The 24,495-nt window shown below is 68.1% G+C and carries 19 protein-coding genes and 1 pseudogene; 13 read left to right on the forward strand and 7 right to left on the reverse strand.

The genetic code is table 11. The annotated features are described in order from the left end of the window. The first annotated feature begins 9 nt into the window (after positions 1–9). The 8 genes from OG885_RS09570 to OG885_RS09605 all read left to right on the forward strand — a co-directional run bounded on the left by OG885_RS09570 (position 10) and on the right by OG885_RS09605 (position 8,212). Complete coding sequence (locus OG885_RS09570; RefSeq protein ID WP_405729016.1) at positions 10–966, forward strand: alpha/beta hydrolase; 957 nt, start codon at positions 10–12, stop codon at positions 964–966. Between the two features lie 16 nt (positions 967–982). Continuing rightward, entirely contained in the window at positions 983–1,669 is a 687-nt protein-coding gene (locus OG885_RS09575; RefSeq protein WP_405729019.1) for a VOC family protein, read from the forward strand. A gap of 69 nt (positions 1,670–1,738) precedes the next feature. Beyond that, a complete protein-coding gene (locus OG885_RS09580) occupies positions 1,739–2,593 on the forward strand; it encodes a fumarylacetoacetate hydrolase family protein (RefSeq protein WP_405729022.1) in 855 nt (284 codons plus the stop codon). Positions 2,594–2,668: 75 nt separating this feature from the next. Continuing rightward, positions 2,669–3,022 (forward strand): DoxX family protein, encoded by a 354-nt coding sequence (locus OG885_RS09585; protein ID WP_405729025.1) that lies wholly within the window; start codon positions 2,669–2,671, stop codon positions 3,020–3,022. Between the two features lie 177 nt (positions 3,023–3,199). Then, complete coding sequence (locus tag OG885_RS09590) at positions 3,200–4,147, forward strand: zinc-binding dehydrogenase (protein ID WP_405729028.1); 948 nt, start codon at positions 3,200–3,202, stop codon at positions 4,145–4,147. 268 nt (positions 4,148–4,415) lie between these two features. Beyond that, positions 4,416–5,360: an alpha/beta hydrolase gene (locus OG885_RS09595; protein WP_405729031.1), complete on the forward strand. Its 945-nt coding sequence runs from the start codon at positions 4,416–4,418 to the stop codon at positions 5,358–5,360. A gap of 259 nt (positions 5,361–5,619) precedes the next feature. Next, positions 5,620–7,791 carry a SpoIIE family protein phosphatase gene (locus tag OG885_RS09600; protein ID WP_405729034.1) on the forward strand — a complete coding sequence of 724 codons (2,172 nt, stop codon included), beginning with the start codon at positions 5,620–5,622 and terminating at the stop codon, positions 7,789–7,791. Positions 7,792–7,843: 52 nt separating this feature from the next. After that, a complete protein-coding gene (locus tag OG885_RS09605; RefSeq protein ID WP_405729037.1) occupies positions 7,844–8,212 on the forward strand; it encodes a hypothetical protein in 369 nt (122 codons plus the stop codon). A 388-nt stretch (positions 8,213–8,600) separates the two neighbouring features. Here OG885_RS09605 and OG885_RS09610 read toward each other — a convergent pair. After that, positions 8,601–8,807, reverse strand: a pseudogene (locus tag OG885_RS09610) (ANTAR domain-containing protein); the annotation flags it as partial. A gap of 62 nt (positions 8,808–8,869) precedes the next feature. Here OG885_RS09610 and OG885_RS09615 point away from each other — a divergent pair. Further along, positions 8,870–10,050 (forward strand): IS3 family transposase gene (locus tag OG885_RS09615; protein ID WP_405729040.1). Its coding sequence is split into 2 segments (ribosomal slippage): positions 8,870–9,134 and positions 9,134–10,050, totalling 1,182 coding nucleotides; the frame shifts between segments, so codons are not numbered across the junction. Positions 10,051–10,343: 293 nt separating this feature from the next. Here the strand turns inward: OG885_RS09615 and OG885_RS09620 are convergent. Further along, positions 10,344–10,622, reverse strand: coding sequence for a hypothetical protein (locus OG885_RS09620; protein ID WP_405729043.1), 279 nt, complete (start codon positions 10,620–10,622; stop codon positions 10,344–10,346). Then, on the reverse strand, positions 10,619–11,713 hold the full coding sequence (locus OG885_RS09625; RefSeq protein WP_405729046.1) for an Lrp/AsnC family transcriptional regulator: 1,095 nt from the start codon (positions 11,711–11,713) through the stop codon (positions 10,619–10,621). The genes OG885_RS09620 and OG885_RS09625 overlap by 4 nt, the downstream gene beginning before the upstream one ends. A gap of 117 nt (positions 11,714–11,830) precedes the next feature. On the opposite strand from OG885_RS09625, the gene OG885_RS09630 reads away from it, so the two are divergent. The 4 genes from OG885_RS09630 to OG885_RS09645 all read left to right on the forward strand — a co-directional run bounded on the left by OG885_RS09630 (position 11,831) and on the right by OG885_RS09645 (position 18,168). Then, the gene (locus tag OG885_RS09630) at positions 11,831–13,006 is read left to right on the forward strand and encodes an alpha-hydroxy-acid oxidizing protein (RefSeq protein WP_405729049.1); all 1,176 of its coding nucleotides are present in this window, start codon (positions 11,831–11,833) and stop codon (positions 13,004–13,006) included. A 405-nt stretch (positions 13,007–13,411) separates the two neighbouring features. Then, complete coding sequence (locus OG885_RS09635) at positions 13,412–14,023, forward strand: TetR family transcriptional regulator (RefSeq protein WP_405729052.1); 612 nt, start codon at positions 13,412–13,414, stop codon at positions 14,021–14,023. Positions 14,024–14,092: 69 nt separating this feature from the next. Beyond that, on the forward strand, positions 14,093–15,697 hold the full coding sequence (locus OG885_RS09640) for an MDR family MFS transporter (RefSeq protein ID WP_405729055.1): 1,605 nt from the start codon (positions 14,093–14,095) through the stop codon (positions 15,695–15,697). Positions 15,698–15,930: 233 nt separating this feature from the next. After that, positions 15,931–18,168, forward strand: coding sequence for an MMPL family transporter (locus tag OG885_RS09645; RefSeq protein WP_405729058.1), 2,238 nt, complete (start codon positions 15,931–15,933; stop codon positions 18,166–18,168). Between the two features lie 649 nt (positions 18,169–18,817). Here the strand turns inward: OG885_RS09645 and OG885_RS09650 are convergent. The 4 genes from OG885_RS09650 to OG885_RS09665 all read right to left on the reverse strand — a co-directional run bounded on the left by OG885_RS09650 (position 18,818) and on the right by OG885_RS09665 (position 24,025). Then, positions 18,818–21,091 carry an MFS transporter gene (locus OG885_RS09650; RefSeq protein ID WP_405729061.1) on the reverse strand — a complete coding sequence of 758 codons (2,274 nt, stop codon included), beginning with the start codon at positions 21,089–21,091 and terminating at the stop codon, positions 18,818–18,820. A gap of 553 nt (positions 21,092–21,644) precedes the next feature. After that, positions 21,645–22,793, reverse strand: a complete 1,149-nt coding sequence (locus OG885_RS09655; protein WP_405729064.1) for an NAD(P)/FAD-dependent oxidoreductase — start codon at positions 22,791–22,793, stop codon at positions 21,645–21,647. After that, on the reverse strand, positions 22,790–22,987 hold the full coding sequence (locus OG885_RS09660) for a ferredoxin (protein WP_405729067.1): 198 nt from the start codon (positions 22,985–22,987) through the stop codon (positions 22,790–22,792). The genes OG885_RS09655 and OG885_RS09660 overlap by 4 nt, the downstream gene beginning before the upstream one ends. A gap of 186 nt (positions 22,988–23,173) precedes the next feature. Beyond that, on the reverse strand, positions 23,174–24,025 hold the full coding sequence (locus tag OG885_RS09665; RefSeq protein WP_405729070.1) for a hypothetical protein: 852 nt from the start codon (positions 24,023–24,025) through the stop codon (positions 23,174–23,176). Positions 24,026–24,495 lie beyond the last annotated feature (470 nt).

Here is a 24,495-nt window from a genome sequence, read left to right on the forward strand (position 1 = left end):
CCTATCCCGATGTTGACATGCATCAACTTAAGGTTGACACTCATCAATATCGAGGTGAAGTTGATGCTCGTCAACATCGATGCGACCGGCAACGGGGCCGGAGCAGAGGAGGTCACGGTGAAGCGCGAAGAACACGTGGTGGGCGAGACGTTCGCCTATCGGTTCGCTCATCCCGAAGCCGAAGCCGATCACGTACTGCTGGTCCAGCATGGAACGGGGGGCCATGGAGGGATCTACGACACCTTCGGTGCCCACTACGCGGGGCTCGGAGCCGAGGTGTGGTGCATGGATGCCCCAAGCCACGGCCGCTCTCGCACCACCCGGCCCGCCGGGCGCTTCACCCTGGAGGAGTGGGTGACGGCAGCCGTCGAGGTCGGCGACCACATCGCTGCCGAGACCGGACTGCCGGTGTTCATCAAGGGCTCGTCCTTGGGTGCGGCGGCGGCCTACTGCGCCTACGCAGCCTCCGACACCTTCGCCGGGGCCGTACTCATGGGGTACGCGATTCCCTCGTCGCCGTTCGTTCCCGCTGACAATCCCTTCCGCAGCGCGGCGTTCGATCAGCTAATCGCCCGGTTCGGCGACGCGCTGCAGTTCGACATCGCCCGCTTCACGAACTTCGACACCGACTACGGCTACAGCGGCGCGGAGCGGCAGAAGCGCTCGGACCCCCTGAACACCTGGTCGTACGACCTTGCGTCGTTCGGCTCGATCATGCGCTACGACCCGGTCGTTCCGCTGGCGGCCAACACCAAGCCGATCCTGTTCACCGTGGGTGAGAAGGACCCGGTCTTCCCGCCCGAGGTCGCCCGCATGGTCGTCGACGCCACCTCCGGTCCGGTGGAGCTGTATGTCCAGCCCGACGGCGTCCACCAACTGATGCTCTTCCACACCGTCGACTACGCCGCTGTCGTCAGCGACTGGTGCCGCAAGCAGCTGCCCACCCGGCCCGTTTCCGCCCCGTGATCGCAAAGGAGAAATCATGACCGTCCACCCGCGCGGGGTGAACCACCTCGCCATAGCCACCCGTGACATCAAGGCTCAGATCGAGTTCTTCACCGATGTCCTGGGCTGCCAGCTCAAGGCGCTGTACTGGATGCACGGCACCGAGGGGGCCTGGCACGGCTTCCTCGAGCTGAACCCCGATTCCTACGTGGCCTTCGTCCACCACCCCGACAACCCCGAGAAGCCCGACTTCGGCGTCACCCACGCCGGCACACCCACCTCGCCGGTCACGGCGGGGGCCATGCAGCACGTCGCCCTCCACGTGGAAGGCATGGACGAACTGCTCACCCTGCGTGACCGGATCCGGAGCCGGGGCATCATGGTGATCGGCCCGGTCGACCACGGGTTCTGCCAGTCGATCTATTTCGGCGGCCCCGAGGGACTCGTCCTTGAACTCACCGCAGGTGAAGCCATCGACGACCGGGCCTGGATCGATCCGGAGGTTGTCGGCCTGGTCGGCATCGACGACGCCGAACTCGCCCGCTACCGCGATCCGGCCGACTACCAGCGCCCTGCCGAAGCAGTCCCGCAACCCGCCCTGGACCGTGCCAAGCCGCACCTGAACTTCACCGACGACATCTACCAGATGCTCGCCACGGCCTCCGACGACGACATCCGGGCGTTGCTCAGCGACAGCGAGCCGCCGGTCAAGGTAAACGACTGACCCGGCATCCACCCACAGTGGGGCCCGCGACCGCGCCGGTCGCGTGCCCCTCCCGAAGGACCCCACCTCATGAAACTCGCCAACCTCGACGGCCGAGCCACCATCCTCACCCCACACGGCTCCATCGACGTGGAGTCCGCATCGGGCGGCCGCTTCCCGTCCCACCCGGATGCCGCCGTCGCGTGCGTCGCTGAGATCCGGGACTGGCTCGCCACCACTCAACCTCCGGCCGACCCGAAGACCACCCTGGCCGCACTGACCGCAGACCCCGCCCGGCTGGGCCCACCAGTCACCCACCCCAGCCAGATCTTCGCGGTAGGCCTCAACTACCTCGACCACAGCGCCGAGACAGGCCTCACCGTGCCCGAATCACCGCTGGTCTTCACCAAGTTCCCTTCCTCCCTGGCAGGCCCCGGTGCCGACATCCCCCTGCCGGCCCCCACCTGCGACTGGGAAATCGAACTCGTCGTCGTCATCGGCGAAGGCGGGCGCGACATCCCCGAGTCCAAGGCCCTCGACCACATCGCCGGATTCTGCGTCGGCCAGGACATCTCCGAACGCGCCGCACAAATGAAGGGAGCCACGCCGCAGTTCAGCCTCGCAAAAAGCCATCGCGCGTTCACCCCGATCGGCCCCTGGCTCACCACACCCGACGAACTCGACGACCCCTACGACCTCGCCCTCACCTGCACCCTCGACAGCGACACCGTCCAGACCGGACACACCCGCGACATGATCTTCGACATCCCTGCCCTGATCAGTCACCTGTCCAGCGTGTGCGAACTACGCCCGGCCGACCTCATCCTCACCGGCACACCGGCAGGAGTCGGCTACTCCCGCACCCCGCCCCGCTACCTGACCCCCGGCAGCGTGCTGCGCTCCACGATCAGCGGCCTCGGCACGCTCACCAACACCTGCGTCTGACCACCCGCACCCGCACCCGCACCCGCACCCGCACAACGTCGACCACGACGCCAGACAACACCCCAAGAGGCCGACATGTTCATCACCACCGCGATCCTGGCAGTACTGCTCGCCGTCGGGTTCGCCGCCGCCGCCATCCCCAAGATCCTCGCCAACGCGGAAGCCGCCGCCAACGCGGAGCACGTCGGCTTCTCCGTAGGAGCGTTCCGCATCATCGGCCTGCTCGAATTCGCGGGTGCGGTCGGCGTCCTCATCGGACTCCTGTGGGCGCCCCTCGGTGTGGCCGCCGCTACAGGCCTGATCCTCGTCTCCATCGGCGGCCTGGTCTCGCATCTGCGCGTCAAGGACGGGCCCAAGGCGTTCGCACCGGTAGTCCTGTTCGGCGTGCTGGCCGCAGCCGTCCTTGTGCTCCGCCTGGCCACGGCCTGAGGCGGAGCACAAGGCTCCGGCCCTCGCCTGATCCAAGGAGTGGTGTCCCGCGCAAGCCGTCGGCCAGCTGTCGGCGGGCCGCCGGAGAAGCGCCTTGCCGCTGTAGCGAATGCCACTCAAAAGCATGCGCCGTGACGTGGCATGACGGGATGAACAACCCTAGGAAAGGGGCATCGCATGCGAGCCCTGCTCGTCGATCACTCAACTCCGTCGGGACTGCGTCTTGGTGAAGCCAAGGACCCGGAACCCGCACCCCACCAGGCTCTGGTTCGCGTGAGCGCCACCTCTCTCAACTTCGCAGAGGTCAGCCACGCTCTTTCCCAGGCGCCCGATAACACCGTGCTGGGCTGGGACGCGGCCGGTGTCGTCGAGAGGCCAGCCGCTGACGGCTCCGGACCCGCAGCCGGAACCACAGTGGTCACCCTCGGCATGCTCGGTGGCTGGGCCGAGCTGAGAGCGGTGGACACCAGCGCGCTCGGGGTCGTGCCCGGCCATGCCGAGCCTGGCGCGCTCAGCACGGTGCCAGTCGCGGGCATCACCGCGCTGCGCGCGCTGCGCCGGTTCGGCTCTCTCCTCGGTAAGCGCGTGATGATCACCGGCGCGACGGGCGGCGTGGGACGGTATGCCGTCCAGCTAGCCCGCCTCGGTGGAGCTCACGTGATCGCGTCGACCAGCGATCCAAGCGCCCAGGACGGCCAACTGCGCGCCTTGGGCGCCGATGAGGTCATTGCCCGGCCACAGGACGTCGAGACCTTCGTGGACGCCGTCGTGGACTGCGTCGGAGGACCTCAACGAGTCGACGCGTTCTCCAAGTTGGCCTCGCGTGGCATGCTGGTCGCGGTCGGCCAGGTTGCGCCGGAGCCCGAGCAGTTCCCCCCTGGTGCCTTCCTGGTCGGCGACGGGCGGTACGACCGTTCCATTGTCACCTTCCAACTCCAGGACGGCGCCCTTCCCGGCCCTGACCTGACCTGGCTCGCGCAGCGCGTCGCCGCAGGGGATCTGAATCCGTCGATCGCCTGGCGCGGTGACTGGGAGCGAGCGGACGAAGCGGTCGCCGCTCTCCTGGGACGCAGTTTCCGCGGCAAAGCAGTCCTGGACATCACGACGGAGCGGCACTCCCGGTAACCGGGCGAATACCTCATTGCGCAACTCAGACACAGCGTTACACCCACAGGTCCCGGCTCGTGATGCGAGCGGGGACGCAAAACGGAAGTGGTCAATCTCCGCGTCCACCTCGCGCTGGTTCAGAGGCAGGACGGCATGCGCGGAGCCCCGCCCCCGGTCCCGCCGAAAGCCGGCCGCGACTCGGCCGTCCGTTTGCCCGGCGGCCTTGGTCAAGAAAGCACTGCGCCACCACGGGAACGGGATGCCGGGCGCCAACAGAAGGATCGCTATGAAGCTCAGGAAGGTGGACCCGCAATTGCGCCGCCGGGTTGCGCTCATTCCCCCGCTGCCGCTCAAGGGGGGCCTGGGGCGCCGCACGGCTCGCGCCCTGATCCTTTGGCGCGGGCCGGGCAAGCCGGTCGAGGGCGTCATTCGTAAGGTGCTCGGCGACCAGGGGCTGCATGTGTACACCCCCGAGGATGGTGGTTCGGGGGCGGCGTTGGTCTGGCTTCACGGCGGCGGGTTGATCGTCGGCGACGCCGTGCAGGACAACGCCTTCTGCGCGCGGACGGCGCGCGAGCTCAGTATCGTCGTCGTCTCCGTGAACTACCACCTGGCCCCTGAGCACCCCTTCCCCGCGGCCCTCGATGACGCTTTGGCGGCTTGGCAGTGGCTGCAGCGGTCGGCCAAATCTCTGGGGGTCGACCCCGGCCGCATCGCTGTCGGCGGGGCAAGCGCGGGTGGCGGCCTGGCCGCCTGCCTGGCGCAGCGGCTGCACGACTCTCGCGGCATCCGGCCCGCCGCGCAGTGGTTGTTCTGCCCCATGCTCGACGACCGCACCGCCGCACGCCGCGACCTCGACCAACTGCGACACCGAGTGTGGAACAACGCACTGAACAGGACCGGATGGCGGGCCTACCTCGGCGGCGAACCCGGCGGCCCACAGACTCCCGCATACGCGGTGGCGGCCCGTCGCACCGACCTGCGTGATCTGCCGCCCGCCTGGATCGGGGTAGGCGACATCGACCTGTTCGCTGACGAGGACCTCGACTACGCCCGCCGTCTGCAGGACGCCGGGGTCCCCTGCACCCTCGACCTCGTCCCCGGCGCCCCGCACGGCTTCGAGACCTGGGCCGCCCACACACCAGCTGCCCGTGACTACCTTGGGCGCGCCCGCGCCTGGCTCAACGCGTCGCTGCGCGAGCCAACCTCGCACATCCCGGGCGGGCCGTAGACATCCCAGGCAAGCGCCGTTGCTCGTTCGACGAGAGCAATGGCCCCACATCCAGGGCGCCAGCGCATCCAGACCACCGCGCGCTGCGGCTGCGGCTCGTTCCCGCGGGAACTGGCCTGTCTGGGCAGCGTGAGCCACACGTGCGGGCCAAGGCCCGGCGATCCAGACCGCCCGAGAACCAGGGCACTGGCCCCTCCGCTGCCACCCCCACCACGTCTCTGCACCCGCACACCATCCCGGTTAGACGTACATTCCTCTTATGGGGGCAAATGTGGGCGCCTTTCTATCTGATCTTGCCCGGGAGCTCAGGCCCCGTACAGACGAGCTGACGCACGCGATGCTCCAGCTTGTGCTGCGGGACCTTCCCGAGCAGTGGAGGCGCGAGGACATCTCCGTCGGCGTGTACGCGGCCATCTCCGCGAACGTCACGGCCGTACTCGACATCAACGAGCAGGGCCTGGAGGTGGCCGCGGCCGGCGCCTGGTCCGACGACGTCGAGGTCGCTCGTCTGCTCGCGCGCCACGGCGTGCCGATCGACGTCCTCCTGCGTAGCTACCGGCTGGCCCACTCGGCGCTGCACCGCATGATGTGCGAAGAGGCGGCCCGGCTGGCCGCCGGAAGGGACACGGATGCAGAACTGATCAGCGAGACCCTGCTGGCACTGGGCGCTCAGAGTTTCCAGTTCGCCGACAACGCCGCGGAACATGCAGTGGTGGCGTACCAGGAGGAGCGCGACCGCCGCTTGCAGCGTCGGCTGATCGTGGTCAATGAGGCGAGCCGCCGCATCGGGACCACACTCGACATCGCCCACACCGCACAGGAACTGGCCGAGGTCGGAATCGACCACCTCGCCGACCTTGTCACCGTCGACCTGCTCGACTCAGCCCTCCCGGGCCAAGCCACCCAGCCGGCCATCGGCCGTTTGGCGCTGCGCCGGGTCGCCCAGCGCTCAGTCCTGGATGGCTGCCCGGACTCGCCGTTCGACACTGGGCAGGCTCTCACCTACCCAGAGGCGTCAGAGCCCGTCCACGCCCTGGTCACCGGGCAACCACTCCGCTACCGCATCACGGCTTCCCAGATCCCCGAGTGGATGGCGGAGTCCGCTGCCCGCCGACGCTCCCTGCAGGCGTTCGGCATCCACTCGATGCTGCTGGTGCCGCTATGGGCTCGCGACAAGGCCCTGGGCGTGGCCCAGTTCTTCCGGCACCGTAGCGCCGACCCCTTCGACGAGGAGGATCTGCTCCTCGCCCAGGAAATCGCCTCCAGAGCCGCGGTCTACATCGACAACGCCCGGCGCTACACCCGCGAGCGTGATACCGCCCTCACCCTCCAGCGCAGCCTGCTGCCCGGAGGCGTGCCCGAACAGGCTGCTGTCGAGACAGCCTCCCGCTACCTGCCAGCAGGCGCGGGCGTCGGCGGCGACTGGTACGACGTGATCCCCCTCTCCGGAGCGCGCGTCGCACTCGTCGTGGGCGACGTGGTCGGCCGCGGCCTCCACGCTGCCGCCACCATGGGCCGCCTGCGTACGGCTGTGCGGACCCTCGCTGACTTCGACCTGACGCCCGACGATCTACTGACCCACCTGGATGACGTGGTCATCCGCCTCCAGCGCGAGGAGGCACGCGACGCAGACGAGATGAGCGCCACCTGCCTGTACGCGGTCTACGACCCGATCTCCCGCGTGTGCTCACTGGCCAGCGCCGGACACGTACTGCCGACCGTGGCCTCCCCAGCAACAGCGAGCGACGGTTCAGCCCGCTACGCGGTTGACTCCCCCGAACTGCCGATCGGCCCGCCCCTGGGACTGGGCGGCCTGCCCTTTGAAACAGCCCAGTTCGAAGTGGGTGAAGGCAGTCTCCTGGTGCTGTACACGGACGGTCTCGTCGAAAGCCGCACCCGCGACGTGACAGGCGGGCAGGCATTGCTGGGAGATGTCCTCAGCCGGGTACCGCCGTCACTGGAGGAGACCTGCGACGGACTGCTGTCCGCGCTGCTGCCCCCTTACCCGTGCGATGACGTCGCCCTGCTGGTGGCACGCACCCGGGCGCTGGATGCCGATCACGTCGCCACATGGGATCTCCCCTCCGATCCGGCGGTGGTGTCCGCCGCTCGCGCCCACGCATCCGACCGGCTGGCCGCGTGGGGTCTGCAGGAGCTGGACTTCCCCACGGAGCTCATCGTCAGCGAACTGGTGACCAACGCGATCCGCTACGGCAAGGGCCCTGTCCGGCTGCGGATGATCCTCCAGTCGACACTGATGTGCGAGGTGTCCGACGGCAGTAGCACAGCCCCGCACCTGCGCCATGCCCGTGTCTACGACGAGGGCGGCCGCGGCCTGCTGCTCGTCGCCCAGCTCGCCGAACGGTGGGGCACGCGGCACGGACGCCAGGGCAAGGTGATCTGGGCCGAACAAGCCCTCCCCGTACGTTGAGGTCGAAACAGCGCCCGCCCACCGAGCTAAGTGCCTGACGCTGTCGGGGATCTTGGAGTCCGGCTTCAACGAACGCAACCTGCTCTCGAAGGAGCACTTCGTCGACGGCGGCTACCTGTCCGTCGACGGTGTCGGTCTGGGCGGTCCCATCCGGCCCAGGAGCACCCGCCAGTCCCGCAAAGGCGCCGTCTTCCACCGCGAAGACTTTGCCATCGACGGGGACACCAAGGAAGTCACCTGCCAGGGCAAAGTCAGCCGACGGTGGTCGACACCGCCGTCCTTCGCTCCCTACGTCAATGCCGAGTTCGCCCAGGACGACTGCCGGCAGTATCCAGTCAAGGCCTTTTGTACCGTCCAGCACGTCCTGACCGCTATCGCGGTCAACCTCGTGGCTAGGGCGGAGTTCTTGGCCCCACCTTGAGGCGACTCGCGCCGGCCCCACCCAAAACGGACACACCCCGGGGCGACTCCGACTGGCTCCGACACTCACCAGGAAGAAGGCTCTGAAGTGGGGCCACGGCAAGCCGCCCTCGAACGCTTGAGTGGAGCCACGCCGGCCCGCCCTGAGGTGGGGCCAAGAACTCCGCCCTAGCCAACCTCGAACGCATCGGCATACACCTGCCGCCAGCAACCGCCCGGCAACCGAGGAACCCGACGGCCCTCCAGGGCTTTCTCGACTGGCAGCACATTCCCCGGACCCGGCCCTGGCGGGTCGCCACCCGTCCCTCAGGCTGACGTGATCCATTCACGCCTACGACGCACACCTTCCCCACCCTCCGGCAAGGCGCGTCGGACACTCCACTCCACGGCTATGCCGGAGGCGCACCAGGGATCTGGGTGGGGCCGTGACGGTCGAGCGTCTCCTCCAGCGCGGCGCGGATGTCGGCAGGAATCTCGCCCTGGCGGCCCCAGATCAAGATCAGTTCCGCGACGTTGCGGAGCTTGATGTTGGTGTGCTGGGAAACCTCCTTAAGGACGTCCCATCCCTGGTCAGGCGAGATCCGCCCCATCGTGAGGGGCCACGAAGTTTCCGGACAGGGATCCAATAGGGTTGTCCCGAACAGGAAACGAGGAAGAAGTGGCGCCACCCAGCAAGTACTCGCCGGAGTTCCGCGAGGAAGCCGTCCAGATCGCGTTGAGGTCGAGCAAGACGATCTCCGAAGTCGCCCGGGAGCTTGAGCTGAACCCGGAGACGCTGCGCGGCTGGGTCAAAAAGCACCAGAAGCAGCAGGAACCGGCCCCCGATGCGGAACTGACGGTGAACGAGCGGGCGCGCCTGAAGGAACTCGAACGACGTAACCGCGAGTTGGAGATGGAAGTCACCTTCCTGAAAAAAGCCGCAGCGTACTTCGCGAAGGATCCCGGGTAGCAAGCAAGTACGAGTTCATCGACGAGATGCGGCTCGACACCGGGAAGTACGCATACAGCGTCGAGTTCATGTGCGCCCGACTCGGCGTCTCCAGATCCGGCTACTACGACTGGAGATCCCGCCCGGAATCCGCGACAGCTCAGCGGCGCGAAGAACTCAAATTGCTCATCGAGAAAGCCTTCGACATGTCCGACAGCACCTACGGGCACCGGCGCATCCAGGCCCAGCTGCACCGCTGGGGCGTCGCCGCGGGCGTGCAGCTCGTCCGCCGCCTCATGCGCGAATTGGGCCTGGTGCCGTGCCTGCCGCGGCCGAAGAGGTTGAACCTCACTCAGGCTGCGGCCGGCCAGGTGCCGGACCTCGTCGGCCGCGACTTCACTGCGGAAGCGCCAGGCAAAAAGCTCGTCGGCGACATTACTTACATCGCGACTGGGGAAGGCTGGCTGTACCTCGCAACGGTCATCGACTGCTGCACGAAGGAAGTCATCGGTTATGCGATGGACGACCACTATCAAACCCCACTGATATCCAGGGCAATCCGCAGCGCGGCACGGAACAGGCAGCTCTCGGCCGGTGCGATATTTCACTCCGACCGCGGAAGTAACTACATGTCAGCCGAGTTCGGGAAGACGCTCGAACAGTTTGGACTCCGCAGGTCTTCCGGTCGCACCGGGATCTGTTTCGACAACGCCATGGCCGAATCATTCTTCGGGGTCCTGAAGAACGAGCGTGTATCGAGGGTGACTTACCTGACCCGCGAGGCCGCCCGGCAGGACATCACTCGCTATATCGAATTCTGGTACAATCGCAAACGCCTCCACTCGGCGGTGGGTTACCGCCCTCCGCGCGAAGTCCACGCCGAGTACGAGAAGTTGCGAATCGCTGCGTAAAATAAACGGCCAGAAGCCTGTCCGGGAAACGCGAGGCCCCTCATCGCGACCATCATCCCGATCGCCTGATCGACCACCGCATGCGAGTCAACGGCCTCTTTCAGCTGCTGGACCTCCTGCTCCAGTTCCTGGACACGGTCAACGTCGTCATCACGTCCATCTTCCGCTCTGCCCGCAGCCATACGGCCATCCTGCCCAGCCACAGCGATCTACGCCACCACGACCAGAAGACGTTCCACCGTGGCCAAACCCTCCATCCCCAAAAGGGCGCTCGACCAAGCTCCCCGACAGCGTCAGGTAGTAAGCCCGTCGCGCAGCGTGCGCTGAGGGACGACCATGTGCGTCCTGGTCGCAAGCAGGGCCAGACGCAGGGTGGCAGGCAGGCCGTGCGCAAAACACACGCGTTCTCGGGCCTCCACCAGCCAGCGGATCGTGGACCGCTTCTTTCGGGAGCAGCAGCCGCAGCCCCTCACCGGCTGGTGCACGGCGATGGCCTCCCAGGCGAGCCAGAGCATGTGCCCTTGTCGCCCGTCGCGCGTGCCGTCCGTACCGCTTTCGAAGAGGGGCATCATCCAGCCTCCGCGGGCGGGCGGTCGGTGTCGGCCTCCCGTGCGGAGCGGGTGTCAGGACTGGTGGCGGGGTCGGACCAAATGTCGGGCGGGATGACGTCGACGGAACGGCCGTCCGGATCCAGGATGTGGCCCAGCAGTTTCTCGTGGCGCAGGGTGATGACTCGCTCGGCGATGTGCAGGCCGGGGTGGGCGGCGGCAAGCTGGCTCTCGAAGCGCAGGACGTCGGTGACGGAATGCAGGCTGACCTGGAGGACGAGGTTGTGGGCGCCGCTAATGGCGGCGCAGTTGCGGGTCTCAGGGAGCTGAACGAGGGCCTGTCCGATGCCGGGCAGGTCTCCCGGCGGCACGGTGGCCCAGAAGGTGGCGGCGACGGGCCAGCCGCCCAGGGGGCGCGCGAAGTCGCAGCGGAAGCGGAGCAGGCCGAGCCGGGTGAGCTGGTCAAGGCGGCGTTTGACGGTGGCGGAGCTGACGGCGAGACCGGTGGCCAGCCGTTGGGGAAAGGCCCGGCCGTCGCGGCTCAGTGATGCCAGGAGCGCGCGGTCCAACGGGGTGATCGCACTCGCGCCGCCGCCGTTGGCCGGGGCGGCCGGTGGGGCGGTGAGCTGGGCGCGTTGGGCGGGAGCCAGGGCGGTGATCCGCCAGCGGCCGCCCTCGGTGAACATGTGGGTGACGATCCTGGCCCGCACGGCCCGTAGACCGGCGACGGTGGGGAGTACGTCGAGCGTGTAGCGGGACATGGCGGCAAGGTCCCGGGTGGCCACAGTGGCCAGCAGGTCGTAGGCGCCTGCTGATCGTTCGATGGTGATCATGTGTGGATGGGCGCTGAGCGCGCGGACGACTGGGGCAGCTTCGCCCGGGGCGCAGTCGATCTCGGTGAAGGCGACGCACACCTGGTCGAACAGCCGGGGCCCCGGCGAGAAGGTGACCCATGCTTCGCCGCGCCCAGTCAGGCGGCTCCAGCGCCTGGCCACGGTGACCGGATCCGCGCCAAGGGCGCGGCCGAGCTCGGTCCATGAGCCGCGGGGCCTGAGCTGGAGGGCGTTGATGAGCGCCAGCTCGTTCTCGCCCAGCAGCTTGACGTCATCCTGCATATGAGGCCGCCCTGTGCGGGATTCCTGCGTTTCAACGGTCGCCGCTTGCGAGTATTGCACTCTGGCTCGGTGGACGCCGCATCTCCCCGGCGTACGGTGACCGGAAAGGGACAGGTCATGGGACAGCCGTTCGGCTCCTATCAGAACGAGATCTACTTCGCCGGGCTGAGCGGCGTCGTACCGCGCTTCCCGATGACTTTCGCGGAGCTCGAGTCAAGGGCGCAGTCCACCCTGCCGTCCTCGGTGTGGTCCTACGTCGCGGGCGGAGCAGGCGACGAACTCACCCAGCGGGCCAATGCGGCCGCCTTCGAGGGCTGGGGGCTGGTCCCCCGGATGTTTGTCGGAGCCGCCGAGCGCGATCTGTCCGTCGAGCTGTTCGGCCTCACCCTGCCGTCGCCCGTGTTCATGGCACCGGTCGGCGTCATCGGCCTGTGCTCCCAGGACGGCCATGGCGACCTGGCCACCGCGCGAGCTGCCGCCCGGACCGGTGTGCCGATGATGGCCTCCACACTCTCCGTCGACCCGATGGAGCAGGTCGCCGCCGAATTCGGTGACACCCCGGGGTTCTTCCAGCTCTACACCCCCACCGACCGCGAACTCGCCGCAAGCCTCGTCCACCGCGCCGAAAAGGCCGGTTACGAAGGCATCGTGGTCACCCTGGACACCTGGATCACCGGCTGGCGCCCCCGCGACCTAGCCGCCGCCAACTTCCCCCAACTGCGGGGCCACTGCCTGGCCAACTACACCAGTGATCCCGTCTTCCGGTCCCGGCTGGCACACACCCCCGAGGAGAACCCGCAAGCGGCCGTCCTCCTCTGGACCCAGCTCTTCGGCAACCCCCTCACCTGGGACGACCTGCCCTGGCTGCGCTCGCTGACCGACCTCCCTCTGATCGTCAAGGGCATCTGCCACCCCGAAGACGTCCGTCGCGCCAAAGACGGCGGCGTGGACGGCATCTACTGCTCCAACCACGGAGGCCGCCAAGCCAACGGCGGCCTCCCCGCCCTCGACGCCCTCCCCGCCATCGTGGACGCTGCCGACGGGCTCCCGGTCCTCTTCGACTCGGGAATCCGCAGCGGAGCCGACATCGTCAAGGCGCTAGCCCTGGGCGCCTCCGCCGTGGGCATCGGCCGCCCATACGCCTACGGCCTCGCCCTCGGCGGCCCCGACGGCATCGTCCACGTCCTGCGCACCCTCCTCGCCGAAGCGGACCTCATCATGGCCGTCGACGGCTACCCCACCCTCGCCGACCTCACCCCCGAAACCCTCCGCCGCGTCGCGGGGTGCCCATAGTTCTCACGGAAAAGTGCAACGCTACGCGGCGCGGCAGCCTCTGATCTGGGCTGACCTCGGGAAAACGGCGTCTTTGGTGACCATGGGCGGCTCGGCAGCTTCCGGCTCAGCGTCGAGCCGCAGGTCGCGCTCCCGACAGCACTAACGCAAGCGGCTGATGGCGCCGGGGTACGAGCTCACGCACAGGAGGCAGTGCAGGCGCCCAGCTGCCGTGCGCGGGGGCCGAAGTCCCGGCCGGGCCGAAGACCTGCCCTCGCCGCGCGAACAGTTGGCAGGCTCACGACGTGCGACGCTCTTGTTGGCGGCGCTTCATCTGGCTGCACCGCACCGCACACCAGGAAACATTTGCAGTGCGCGCAAAGTATGCACATTGAGAAAATATGCATAGAGTGCAATGATGGGGCCATGGTTGGTAAGAGAGAAGGCCTGCGCGAGCGCAGGCGCCGTGAAACGCGGCAGGAGATCCGGGCCGCTGCGCTACGGCTCGCGGAGGAACACGGCTTCGACAAGATCACCGTAGAGATGATCACCACTGAGGCTGACGTCTCTCACCGGACGTTCTTCAACTACTTCCCGAACAAGGAGGCGGCTGTCGTCCAGGCACCGCCAGGGTTGCTGGATGAGGATGTCGAGGCCTTCACCGCCGTCGGCGCCGCGCACCCCCGCGAGATTCTGGCAGACCTGACCGGGCTGCTCCTGCAGAACATGGCCGGGCAGCCCCCGCAGCGGGACGAGTTCTCGGCCACCTTCGCGCTGGCCCGCGAGCACCCGACCGTGCTGGCCGCGATGCTGACGAGCTTCGGGACGTTCGAGCAGTCCCTGGTCGACATCGTGGCGGCACGTACGGGGGAACGAGCCGAGGATGAGGCACCACGTCTGATCGCCGCCCTGGCGGTGACCGCCGTCAAGACCGCTATCGAGAGCTGGGTGGCCGACAGCCCCAAGGACGAGGACGACAGCCCTCTGCCCTACGTGGAGCGTGTGATGGCCCTGCTCCGCACCCTCCTCGGTCCCTGACCCCGCCATGACCCCTCACTGGTTCACCGCGCAGCCGCCCCATGACGTCGCCTCGCGCTGGAGTATCCGATGACCGACGCCTCCCCCACTGCGCTGGGCGAGCAGCCTGCCTCCTCCGGCCTGCCCCCGCGATTCGGGCTGCTGTTCGCCAGTCTGATGACGACCATGCTGCTCGCCTCCCTCGACCAGACGATCGTGTCCACGGCGCTCCCGACCGTCGTCGGTGAGCTGCACGGCCTGGACCACATGGCGTGGGTCACCACCGCCTACATCATGACCGCCACGATCGCGATGCCTCTCTACGGCCGTTTCGGGGACTTGATCGGCCGCAAGGCCCTCCTGCTGAGCGGGATCGGTATCTTCATCGCCGGATCTGTACTCGCCGGAGCCGCGAACAGCATGACCGTACTGATCATCGGGCGGGCCGTGCAGGGGCTGGGGGGCGGCGGCCTGATGATCACCTCCCAGGCGATCGTCGCCGACGTCGTTCCACCGCGGGAGCGTGCGCGGTTCATGGCCCCGATCGGTGCGGTGTTCGGTCTCTCGGCGGTGGCTGGGCCGCTGCTCGGCGGCTGGTTCACCGACACCGTGTCCTGGCGGTGGTGCTTTTGGCTCAACCTGCCGGTGGGGGCCGCCGCCTTCGCGGTCAGTGCCTTCGCGCTGCGCACGCCGCGCAGGTCCGTCAAGATCGCCATCGACTACGTCGGCATTACCTTGATGGCAGTCGCCGTGGCCGCGACGGTGCTGGTGGCGAACTGGGGCGGCAACGCGTACGGCTGGACGGACCCGGTGGTCCTCGCTCTGGCCGTCGCCGCCGCCGTCGCCTGGACCCTGTTCTTCTTCTCGCAGAGCCGTGCGGCGGAGCCAGTGGTTCCTCTGCGGCTGTTCCGCAGCCGGATCTTCAACATCGCCACGCTGATAGGCCTGATCGTGGTCGGCATCGGGATGTTCGTGGTCCTCGCCTATCTGCCCACCTACCTCCAGATGGTGTACGGCGTCTCCGCGACCGAGTCCGGGCTGCTGCTCGTCCCCATGGTCGTCGGCCTCACGGCCACCGCTATCCCCTCCGGAGCCCTGATCACTCGGACCGGCCGCTACAAGATCTATCCGATCATCGGTTCGCTGCTGGTGGTCATTGCGGCCGTGCTCCTGTCCGTGATGGACGCCGACACTCCTGTGGCGGCGGTCTCCGGATACACCTTCCTGCTCGGCGCCGGCGTCGGCCTTCTCATGCAGAACCTGGTCCTGGCCGTGCAGAACGACTTCCCCGCGAGTGACGTCGGCACCGCCACCTCCGCCAACAACTTCTTCCGCGAGATCGGCGCCACAGTCGGCACGGCGGTTGTCGGAGCGGCCTTCTCGCAGCGACTTTCCGACCAGCTTTCCGCCCGGCTGACGAACGGCTCGGTCAGCGGCCTGGGCGATGCCAACTCGCTGACCCCTTCGCTGGTCCACTCGCTGCCGCAACGGGTCCAGGATTCCGTGATCGACGCGTACCAGCACGCGTTGACTCCAATCTTCGGGTACATTGCAGCCTTTTTGACGATCGGCCTCCTGCTGGCCCTCTTCCTCCCGGAAAAGGAACTCGCCCTGGCCAACGAAGACCACGGCATCGGCCTGTCAGCCGTCCCGGAACAGCCAAAGGACGGCGACAAGACGGTCAATCCCACCTGACCGCCTCTCCGCAGGTTCATTGCCGACCGCGACCAGGCCGACGCCGGCCACCGGTATAAGGCTTCCTGAATCCCCGCATCGCGCCGTGGTCCTCCCCGCCCCCGGCGTCCGGTCCCGTCCCTTCTCCAGTCCCCGCCCGTAGCCCCACAGCCGTGCCCGACGTGAACACCCACGTCGTCGGGCCGATCGCCCCTGCCCTGAACAACCCCTACGACCGACCCGGAGCATGTCCCGTGGCCACCATCCTTTACAAACTCGGCCGATTCGCCTTCCGACGACGCCACTTCATCGCCCTGTTCTGGGCGGCGCTGCTGGCGGCCGTCTGCGTCGCGGCTGTCAACGCACCCGCCGCCGGCTCATCGTCCTTCTCGATCCCCGGCGTCGAGGCCCAGAAGGCCTACGACCTACTGGAGCAGCGCTCACCCGGCTCGAGTGCGGACGGAGGCAGCGCCAACATCGTCTTCAAGGCTCCCGCAGGCGAGAAGATGACGGACAGCGACAACAAGGCGCTCGTCGAAGAGACCGTCAAGGAACTCGGCGGCGGCGCAGAGGTCGCGTCCGTCACCGACCCCTTCACGCAGCAGAACGCGGTGAGCAAGGACGGGACGATCGTCTACGCGCAGGTGAAGTACACCGCCCCGGCCAAGGAGCTGAAGGACTCCACCAAGGACTTCCTGGAGAAGACGGTGGAGGAGTCCCGGCACACCGGGGTGAGCGTCGAGATCGGAGGTGACGCCCTCGACACGGCGCCCGAGTCGGGTATCGGCGAGATCCTCGGTGTCGCCGTCGCCGCGGTCGTCCTCGTCGTCACGCTGGGCTCGCTCATCGCGGCCGGGCTGCCCCTGCTGACTGCACTCATCGGAGTGGGTATCGGCGTCGCGGGCATCACGACCCTCGCCAACGCGCTCGACCTGGGCGACACCACCTCCATCCTGGCCATGATGCTCGGCCTCGCCGTCGGCATCGACTACGCCCTCTTCCTTCTCTCCCGCTACCGGACGGAACTGGCCGAGGGCCGCGAACGCGAGGACGCGGTCGGCCGGGCCACGGGTACGGCAGGCTCGGCAGTGGTCTTCGCCGGACTGACTGTCGTGATCGCGCTCGCCGGCCTCTCGGTCGTCGACGTTCCGCTCCTGACCAAGATGGGCGTCGCGGCAGCATGCACGGTCGCGATCGCGGTATTGATCGCCCTGACGATGATCCCGGCGCTGATCGGCTACGCGGGCCGGAAGATCCAGCCGGCCGGCACGAAAAGCAAGCGGTCCAGCGTGAGGAAGGCGCAGACGCAGGCCGACGGCAAGCCCACCATAGGTACCCGCTGGGCCACCTTCGTCGTTGGCCATCCCGTCGCCGTGCTGATGCTGGGCGTGACCGCACTGGGCACGGTCGCCCTCCCCGCGACCCAGCTGGAACTCGGGCTGGGCGACGACGGCACGAAGCCCGCGTCCACCACGCAGCGCCAAGCCTACGACCTCCTCTCGGAAGGCTTCGGTCCTGGCTTCAACGGCCCGTTGATGGTCGTCGTCGACACGAAGGACAGCGGTGACCCGAAGGCGGCCGCCACCACGGTGACCGACGAGATCAAGAACCTCAAGGACGTCAAGACGGTCAGCCCGGCGGTGTTCAACAAGGCCGGCGACACGGCGACGGTCATCGTCATTCCCGCATCCAAGCCGTCCTCAACACAGACCGAGGACCTGGTCCAGGCCATCCGTGACAAGGCCGACGGCATCAAGGCCGAGACGGACGCGCGGGTACTGGTCACCGGCACGACGGCGCTGAACATCGACTTCTCGCAGAAGCTGACCGACGCGATGATCCCCTACCTGGCGCTGGTGGTCGGCCTCGCCTTCCTCCTGCTGATGGTGGTCTTCCGCTCGATCCTGGTCCCGCTGAAGGCAGCCCTCGGGTTCCTCCTGTCCGTGCTGGCGGCGCTGGGCGCCATGGTTGCGGTCTTCCAGTGGGGCTGGCTGGCAGATCTGATCGGCGTCGAGCAGACCAGCCCGATCATGTCGATGGTGCCGATCTTCATGATCGGTGTGGTCTTCGGCCTGGCGATGGACTACGAGGTGTTCCTCGTGACCCGGATGCGCGAGGCCTACGTCCACGGAGAGAATCCCGAGCAGGCCGTGGTGACCGGCTTCCGGCACAGCGGACGTGTCGTCACCGCCGCCGCGATCATCATGATCTCCGTCTTTGCCGGTTTCATCAGCTCCAGCACGTCCATGATCAAGATGATCGGTTTCGGTCTGGCGATCGCGGTCCTCTTCGATGCGTTCGTCGTCCGCATGGCCATCGTGCCGGCCGTCTTGGCCCTGCTGGGCAAGTACGCCTGGTGGCTGCCGAAGTGGCTGGACCGCGCTCTGCCCCGCGTGGACGTGGAGGGCGAGGGGCTGCGTAAGCAGGCCGACGAAGAGGCCTACAACGAGGACGCGCAGGTTCCGCTGATCGAGTCCCAGTTGCAGCGGTAGTCAGGCGCCCGCAGGGGCCAGGCCCCTGCGGGCGAGGCCCGTTGCACTGGGCGTGCGGACTTCACTGTGAGCCGCCATCGGCCGGCAGCGGCACCGCCCTCTGCGTGGAACTCGACGTTCAAGACTTCCAGGGTGATCGACTTCCGCCTCTCGCCTGACAGCAGAGGGTGACGTTCAGGTCCGCCGTCCGGAGCCTCCCGGGCGGCGGACGCTGTCTGCCCGATGCCCTCGCGATGAAGGAGCGGCGCCGGGTGGGTTCGTGCGGGACGGACGTCTGCAGGGACCAATGTTTCGTCCACGCCGGTGTGTTCGCCCGGCGCAGGGTGCTGACGCGTCGCCGAGCGCGATGCCTTGGTCGGCTGCGCCGTCGCGGCCGCGGGCCCATGGGGAGAGCCTGAGCGGTTCAGCGTGTGCCGCCTCCGCGTCGCCTTCGGTGGTCGTTGATCGCTGCTTTTGGTGCAGCACCCAAGTGCCACGCGGCGCGCTGGCGTTCCGCGCCTCGACGCGTACCGGTAGAGCACAGTCGTTGTCGCGGCTGGAGACATCCGATACATGGGCAAAGGCCGCTTCGTCCGGGGATCGTTGCCCGGATGAAGCGGCCTTTGTTCAGGACGGCTGTGGAAGCGTCGGCTTGTCGCCGGACCGGCGTCTACGGTTCCTTGCGGCTCAGCAGTATGTCGACGCCGTCATGGCTGCCGTTCAGCGTTACCGGTGTGGCAACCGGCGGATTGCCGCTGGTGATCAGGGTGTACTGCTGGATGGACAGGCCGGTGAAGGAGTAGCTCCCGTCAGCGCTGGTGGTGCGTGTCGCGACGACGTCTCCGGCGGCATCGATCAGGGTGACCCGGGCGTTGTCCGGAGTTCGGCCGTCCTGGGAGTGAACCCTCCCCCGCAGAGTCGCCGCGACGAAGAGCCGAACTTCGCCGGGGGTGTCCTCGGCGCGGACGCTTGCCGGCACGGTGGCCGGGAGGTGGCCGGGCGCGCTGGCGCTGAGTGTGTAGTGGCCGGGCAGCAGGTCGCTGATCCGGTAACTGCCGTCGTTTCCGCTGGTGGTGGAGGCCGTCACCTCTCCACGCCGGTCGGTAGCCTGCACTGGGACGTCGGACAAGGCCTCGCCGTCCCCGCCGCACACGGTACCGGCCAGGCCGCCCGTGCTCCGGAGGATCACGAGGTCGTGGGAGACGGGCGTCTCGTTCAGCACCAGAGTGACGGCCCGTGGTTGATGATCGGGCGCCGAGCCGACGAGAACCAGTGTGCCGCGCTCGGCGGTGTCCACCGCGTACGAGCCGTCCTCCCGGGAGGTGGTGCGCGCCAGCTGACGGCCAGCCGTGTCCAGCACGGTAATCGCGGTGTGGGGTGCTGGATTGCCGACTCCGTCGCACACCCGTCCGTGGATGGCCGACGCATCGTCCCCGCCCGTGCCGACGGCACCGGTGGCCAACGGCGTGGCCCGGGGGCCCTCCACGGGCGCGGTCGAGCTCTTCTTGCTGCGGAACATCACTACTGTGATGATCAAGGCGACGGCGAAGAAGCCCGCGGCCCACCAGTAGGTGACCGCGTAGCTGTGCAGCGCCGCCTTTTCCTGGACCAACGGGTCGGTTAGGTGGTCCTTCGTGTAGTCGGTGACGGCGCTGGCGGCCAGTGTGTTGAGCAGGGCGGTGCCGATCGCACCGCCCACCTGCTGAGTGGTGTTGACGGCTGCTGACGCCACACCCTGGTCGTCCGCCCGCACACCGAGGGTGGCCCGGCTCATCGATGTGGTCATGAGCAGGCCGATACCTCCGCCCACCAGAAGAATGGGCGGCAACACGTGGCCCGCGTAGCCACTGTGCAGATCGAGGCGGGTCAGCCAGACCAAACCGCCGGTGGCCAGCACTGCGCCGCAGGGCACGACCACCTTGGGGCCAAGCTTCGGAACCAGCCAGTTGGTTGCCAGCTGTGACCCCACCATCAGTGCACCTACCAAGGGGAGGAAGGCCACGCCGCTCTTCACCGGGGAGTAGCCCAGCGTGGACTGTAGGTAGTAGGTGAGGAAGAGGAGGACGCCGAACATGCCGGCCGACGAGATAAGCAGGGCCGACAGTGAGGCGGCGCGATCGCGGTCGACCAGGATGCGCACGGGCAGCACAGGGTGCTTCGCCCGGGTCTGCCAGAGGAAGAACGCCAGCAGCAGGACGCTGCCTGCGGCGAGGAACCCCCAGGTCATCCAGTTGTCCCAGTCGTGGGTTTCCGCGTTGGCGAAGCCGTAGACGATGCCGAACAGGCCGCTGGAGACCAGAACCACTCCGGGGATGTCCAGCTGAGGCCGCTGGGCCGGAATCGAGCGGGGGATGAAGAGGACCGCACCGATGAGCGCGGGGACCGCGATGGCGTCGTTGACGTACATCGTCCAGCGCCAGTTCAGGTACTCGGTGAGCAGGCCGCCGAGGACCAGGCCCAGGGCGCCGCCGGAAGACGAGATGGCGCCGAAGATGCCGAACGCCCTGGCGCGTTCCTTGGTGTCGGTGAATGTCGTGGTGAGCAGGGAGAGCGCCGCCGGTGCGAGCAGAGCGGCGAACAGGCCCTGCACGGCGCGGGCAACGACCAGCATGGTGAAGCCGTTGGCCGCGCCGCCGACGGCCGAGGCGGCGGCGAAGCCGGCGATGCCGATGATGAAGGTCGTCTTGCGGCCGAAGAGGTCGGCGAGCCGACCGCCCAGGAGCAGCAGACTGCCGAAGGCCAGAGAGTAGGCGGTGACGATCCACTGCCGCCCGGTGTTGTCGAACCCCAGGGAGTTTTGGGCGGACGGCAGCGCGATGCTCACGATCGAGGCGTCGAGCATCACCATGAGCTGGGCGAGGCCGATCACGACTAGTGCCCACCATCGGTGCTTCGGTTGCGCGGGGGTCTGGCCGGTCGGTCCGGTCCGGATTGTGTCGGCCACGGTGGATGACAAGGTGGGAACCTCCCCTTCATGGGTTGGATGGCTCGGTAGTGGGTCCGCACCGGCAGGAAGGCGAGGTTCAATCGGCGCGTCGGAACACGTGACGTCGGCGTCAAGGCGGCCGATACCTGCTGGAGCGGGGGCCCGTCCGGGCGATCAGACGCGGCCCTCTGAGGCGATGGCGGCCTCGGCCGGTGTCATCTCGCCGCGGTGCGGGGCACGTTCCGGCCTTGGCCACCGGGTTCTCCGGCAGATCAGCGCGCTGCGGGCCGCCGTCTTCGGGTGACGGATTCTCGTCGGCACGCGAACCCGCGTGCGAGCAGCGACGGTGCGCGCGGCACGACGCCCCTTTGCGGCTGGTCGGCAGCAGCGGCGCAGAACGTCCGCTGTGGAGGTGCCTGTGGGCCACGCACCGCGCGGCAGTACAGCACGACAGCAACAGGGGCACCGTCGAAGGCCCGCTATGGCGTTTCGCTGTGTGACAGGCGTCGAGTGGGCGCGCTGGATGCGGGCCGTATGGAAGGCGATCCGTCCCGGACAGGGCATGATGCCCTCACGGCGTGGAAATGGGTTGGGCCAGGGCACGCAGTGCGGTGACGGATTTGCGCATGCCGTATGCGATGACGGTCGAACGGCCGTCGGGGTGTTTCCAGGTGAGCAGGGCGCGCCCGTTCTCCACGCTGCCCTGCACGGTGGTGGGTTCGCCGGTGGGCGGCAGAGGGCCGACGACTTTGAGGGCGAGTCCGGCGACTTCGGTCCAGAAGTAGTCGTCGTACGGCGCCCCGGCGGGCGGAAGGCCGAGGGCGGAAGCGGCGGCGACCTTGCCCTGGGCGATCGCATTGGACCAGAACGGCGCGCGCCGTTCCGGTCCGCTGTCGTCGGCGCGGAAGTAGGTGACGTCGCCAGCGGCGAACACACCGGGCACCGCGGTGGCGCAGGTGTGGTCGATGCCGACGCCCATCGGGTCGTCCAGGCCTGTATCCGCCAGCCAGTGAGTGCAGGGTGTCTCTCCCGCACAGGTCACCACGAGGTCTGCGGTGATGGTGGTGCCGTCGGGCAGGGTCACGCCGTGCATGGGATTGCCGGCCGGTGTGACGAAGCCGGGTGTCTGCTTGCAGCGGATGCCGTATGCCTCGGCGTGTGCGGTGATGGCGGCGGAGACGTAGCCGCCGAGGATGCGCTCCAGTGGCCGGTCGACGTCCAGGACGGTGACGGGGATGCCGCGGGCGGCGCACGCGCTGGCCACCTCCATGCCCAGGAATCCCGCGCCGACCACGATCGCGGAGGTCGCGGTTTCCAGGCGGCGGCGCAGCACGCGGGCGTCGTCGAGTGTGCGCAGGACGAGTTCGCCGCGTCGACCGGGTGCAGCGATGCGGCGGGCCTCGGCGCCGGTGGCGATGATGAGTGCGTCGTAGCGGAACTCGCGTCCGTCGGCGGTGGTGACGCTGCGGCGGACGGTGTCGGCCGCGGTGGCGGCCGAGCGGACAATGTCGATGTCGAGTCCGTCGAGGCCCAGAGCCAGGACATCGTCGGCACTGGGTTCCTTCAGGACGGCTTTGGACAGCGGTGGGCGGGAGTAGGCGCCGTGTGGTTCGGCGCCGATGATCGTGAGCGGGCCGGTGTGACCCAGGGCCCGCAGTTCGCGTGCGGCGGTGGTGCCGGCGAGCGACTCACCGACGATGAGCACCGAACGCGCTGTCATGACGGCACCCGCAGCGCGGCGACGGGACACGCGTTGACGGCTGCCCGGGCCGCGGGCTGGTGTTCGTCGGGCACGTCGGCACCGTCGAAGTGGTAGGTCAGTTCGGCGTCCTCGTCCAGGCTGAACAGGAGGGGGGCCTGGTCCGCGCACATGCCGTGGCCCTCGCAGCGGGCGTAGTCGACGGAGATCTTCATGTTGCTGTCCTTCAGCAGGGGTTCTGGCCGGAGGAACCGGCCCTCGTCTGGGCTGGGATGAGCGCGATCGGGAGGCGCTCGTAGCGGTGGATGAGGTTGTTCAGACTCCATTGGGAAGTGCCCGTCGGCTCGATGGGTGTCGAAGGCTTCGGGGTCGGAGCACACCAGCACATCGCGGTGGGTGCATCAATCGGCGTTCACCACTGCGGAACGGCGCTTGAGTGAACGAGCGCGCATTGCCAGGAGCACCCCCAGCGCTGCGCCGGCACCGACCGCACCGAGAACTTCGGGCGAGGTCCAACCCCAGGCGCTTCCCTTGACGAGCCCGAACGTCACCAGCAGTGGGGCGGTGGCGTCGAGCAGGCGGCTGGGCACGGCCAGGTCTTTGAGGTTGACAGACCGCGCAGGGGTGTTGGGCAGGGCCCTGAGCAACAGCAGGGCTGCGGCGGTGAGGACGATGAGGCATCCCACGCTGCCTCGCCAGCCGATCGCCTCGAGTACTGGCCCCGCCACCGCGTTCGTGGCAACCACGAAGAGGCCGATGGTTGCGAGAACGCTGGCCAGCACGAGTGGGAACTTCCTGCGGGGAAAGCAGGCACGTGTGGCGAACAGCGCGAGGGGGCCGACCGCCGTGTACAGGCCGGCGATTGCGTGCCCGATCACCGCTACCGTGAAAGTCGGCGCCAGCACGGTGATCGTGTTGCCGAGGATCCCGAAACCGCAGACGACGCCGAGAACCCTCTTAGTGCCATGAAGGTGACTGGCCCTCATGGCAAGGGGGAGGCCCAGCACGCCCGTGAGAGCAAAGACCGTGATGTACAGGCCGCCCTGGGAGGTGGGCAGATCCCGCGTGAGGTAAGCCTCCAGCTTTCCGCCCAGTACGGCGCTGATCACCAAGACCGCGCCAGCCCAGTTCAGAACGATCGGAACCACAAGACGTCCCGATAGTCCGCTGGGTAGCGCCGGCAGGACGGGAGGCGGCTCGGCTGCCGGACCGGTGGGGACAGCGTGGCGGGATGAGTCAGAGTCGGCGGTCATGGCGCACTCCAAAAGAGGGTGACGTGGCGGTCTCGGCGTCGATGCGGGGCGTCTGCGACGCCCGAGGCGACGAGGATCTCGGCCGGGACGTCTCCGGGTACGCCGCCGCGGTCCGCATCGTCGGCCCTTTCGCGCAGTCCGTCGTCGGGCCCTGCTCGGTCGGCGAGTATCGCGAACACGGGCGCCCGGGTAGTCGAGGTGCGGCTTCTTGGGCCAGCTGGCCAGCGTCTCGGTGATCTGTGGGAGACGCTCGATGACATCGTGGATGTCATCGCCAGGGAGGGCTGTTGGTCTTCCTGCCCCGGGGACGGACTGCAACAGCCGCCTGGTCGGCTACTGGAACTGCCCGCCCCCGCTGGCCGACTGAGCGCCATCGGCGTGAGCTGCCTCTGCCCGCTCGTACGTGGGCCGGTTGTCCACATCCTGCGCTGGCGCCGCCCTCACACCGCTCGACGGTTTCGCTGCCGGTC

The sequence above is a fragment of the Streptomyces sp. NBC_00028 genome (genome assembly GCF_045041065.1).
Classification (GTDB): domain Bacteria; phylum Actinomycetota; class Actinomycetes; order Streptomycetales; family Streptomycetaceae; genus Streptomyces.

Bases quoted from the DNA above. Each gene is read 5' to 3' on its own strand.
- OG885_RS09570 (WP_405729016.1), top strand. From the start codon at position 10: ATGTTGACATGCATCAACTTAAGGTTGACACTCATCAATATCGAGGTG.
- OG885_RS09575 (WP_405729019.1), top strand. From the start codon at position 983: ATGACCGTCCACCCGCGCGGGGTGAACCACCTCGCCATAGCCACCCGT.
- OG885_RS09580 (WP_405729022.1), top strand. From the start codon at position 1,739: ATGAAACTCGCCAACCTCGACGGCCGAGCCACCATCCTCACCCCACAC.
- OG885_RS09585 (WP_405729025.1), top strand. From the start codon at position 2,669: ATGTTCATCACCACCGCGATCCTGGCAGTACTGCTCGCCGTCGGGTTC.
- OG885_RS09590 (WP_405729028.1), top strand. From the start codon at position 3,200: ATGCGAGCCCTGCTCGTCGATCACTCAACTCCGTCGGGACTGCGTCTT.
- OG885_RS09595 (WP_405729031.1), top strand. From the start codon at position 4,416: ATGAAGCTCAGGAAGGTGGACCCGCAATTGCGCCGCCGGGTTGCGCTC.
- OG885_RS09600 (WP_405729034.1), top strand. From the start codon at position 5,620: ATGGGGGCAAATGTGGGCGCCTTTCTATCTGATCTTGCCCGGGAGCTC.
- OG885_RS09620 (WP_405729043.1), bottom strand. From the start codon at position 10,622: ATGATGCCCCTCTTCGAAAGCGGTACGGACGGCACGCGCGACGGGCGA.
- OG885_RS09625 (WP_405729046.1), bottom strand. From the start codon at position 11,713: ATGCAGGATGACGTCAAGCTGCTGGGCGAGAACGAGCTGGCGCTCATC.
- OG885_RS09630 (WP_405729049.1), top strand. From the start codon at position 11,831: ATGGGACAGCCGTTCGGCTCCTATCAGAACGAGATCTACTTCGCCGGG.
- OG885_RS09635 (WP_405729052.1), top strand. From the start codon at position 13,412: ATGGTTGGTAAGAGAGAAGGCCTGCGCGAGCGCAGGCGCCGTGAAACG.
- OG885_RS09640 (WP_405729055.1), top strand. From the start codon at position 14,093: ATGACCGACGCCTCCCCCACTGCGCTGGGCGAGCAGCCTGCCTCCTCC.
- OG885_RS09655 (WP_405729064.1), bottom strand. From the start codon at position 22,793: ATGACAGCGCGTTCGGTGCTCATCGTCGGTGAGTCGCTCGCCGGCACC.
- OG885_RS09660 (WP_405729067.1), bottom strand. From the start codon at position 22,987: ATGAAGATCTCCGTCGACTACGCCCGCTGCGAGGGCCACGGCATGTGC.
- OG885_RS09665 (WP_405729070.1), bottom strand. From the start codon at position 24,025: ATGACCGCCGACTCTGACTCATCCCGCCACGCTGTCCCCACCGGTCCG.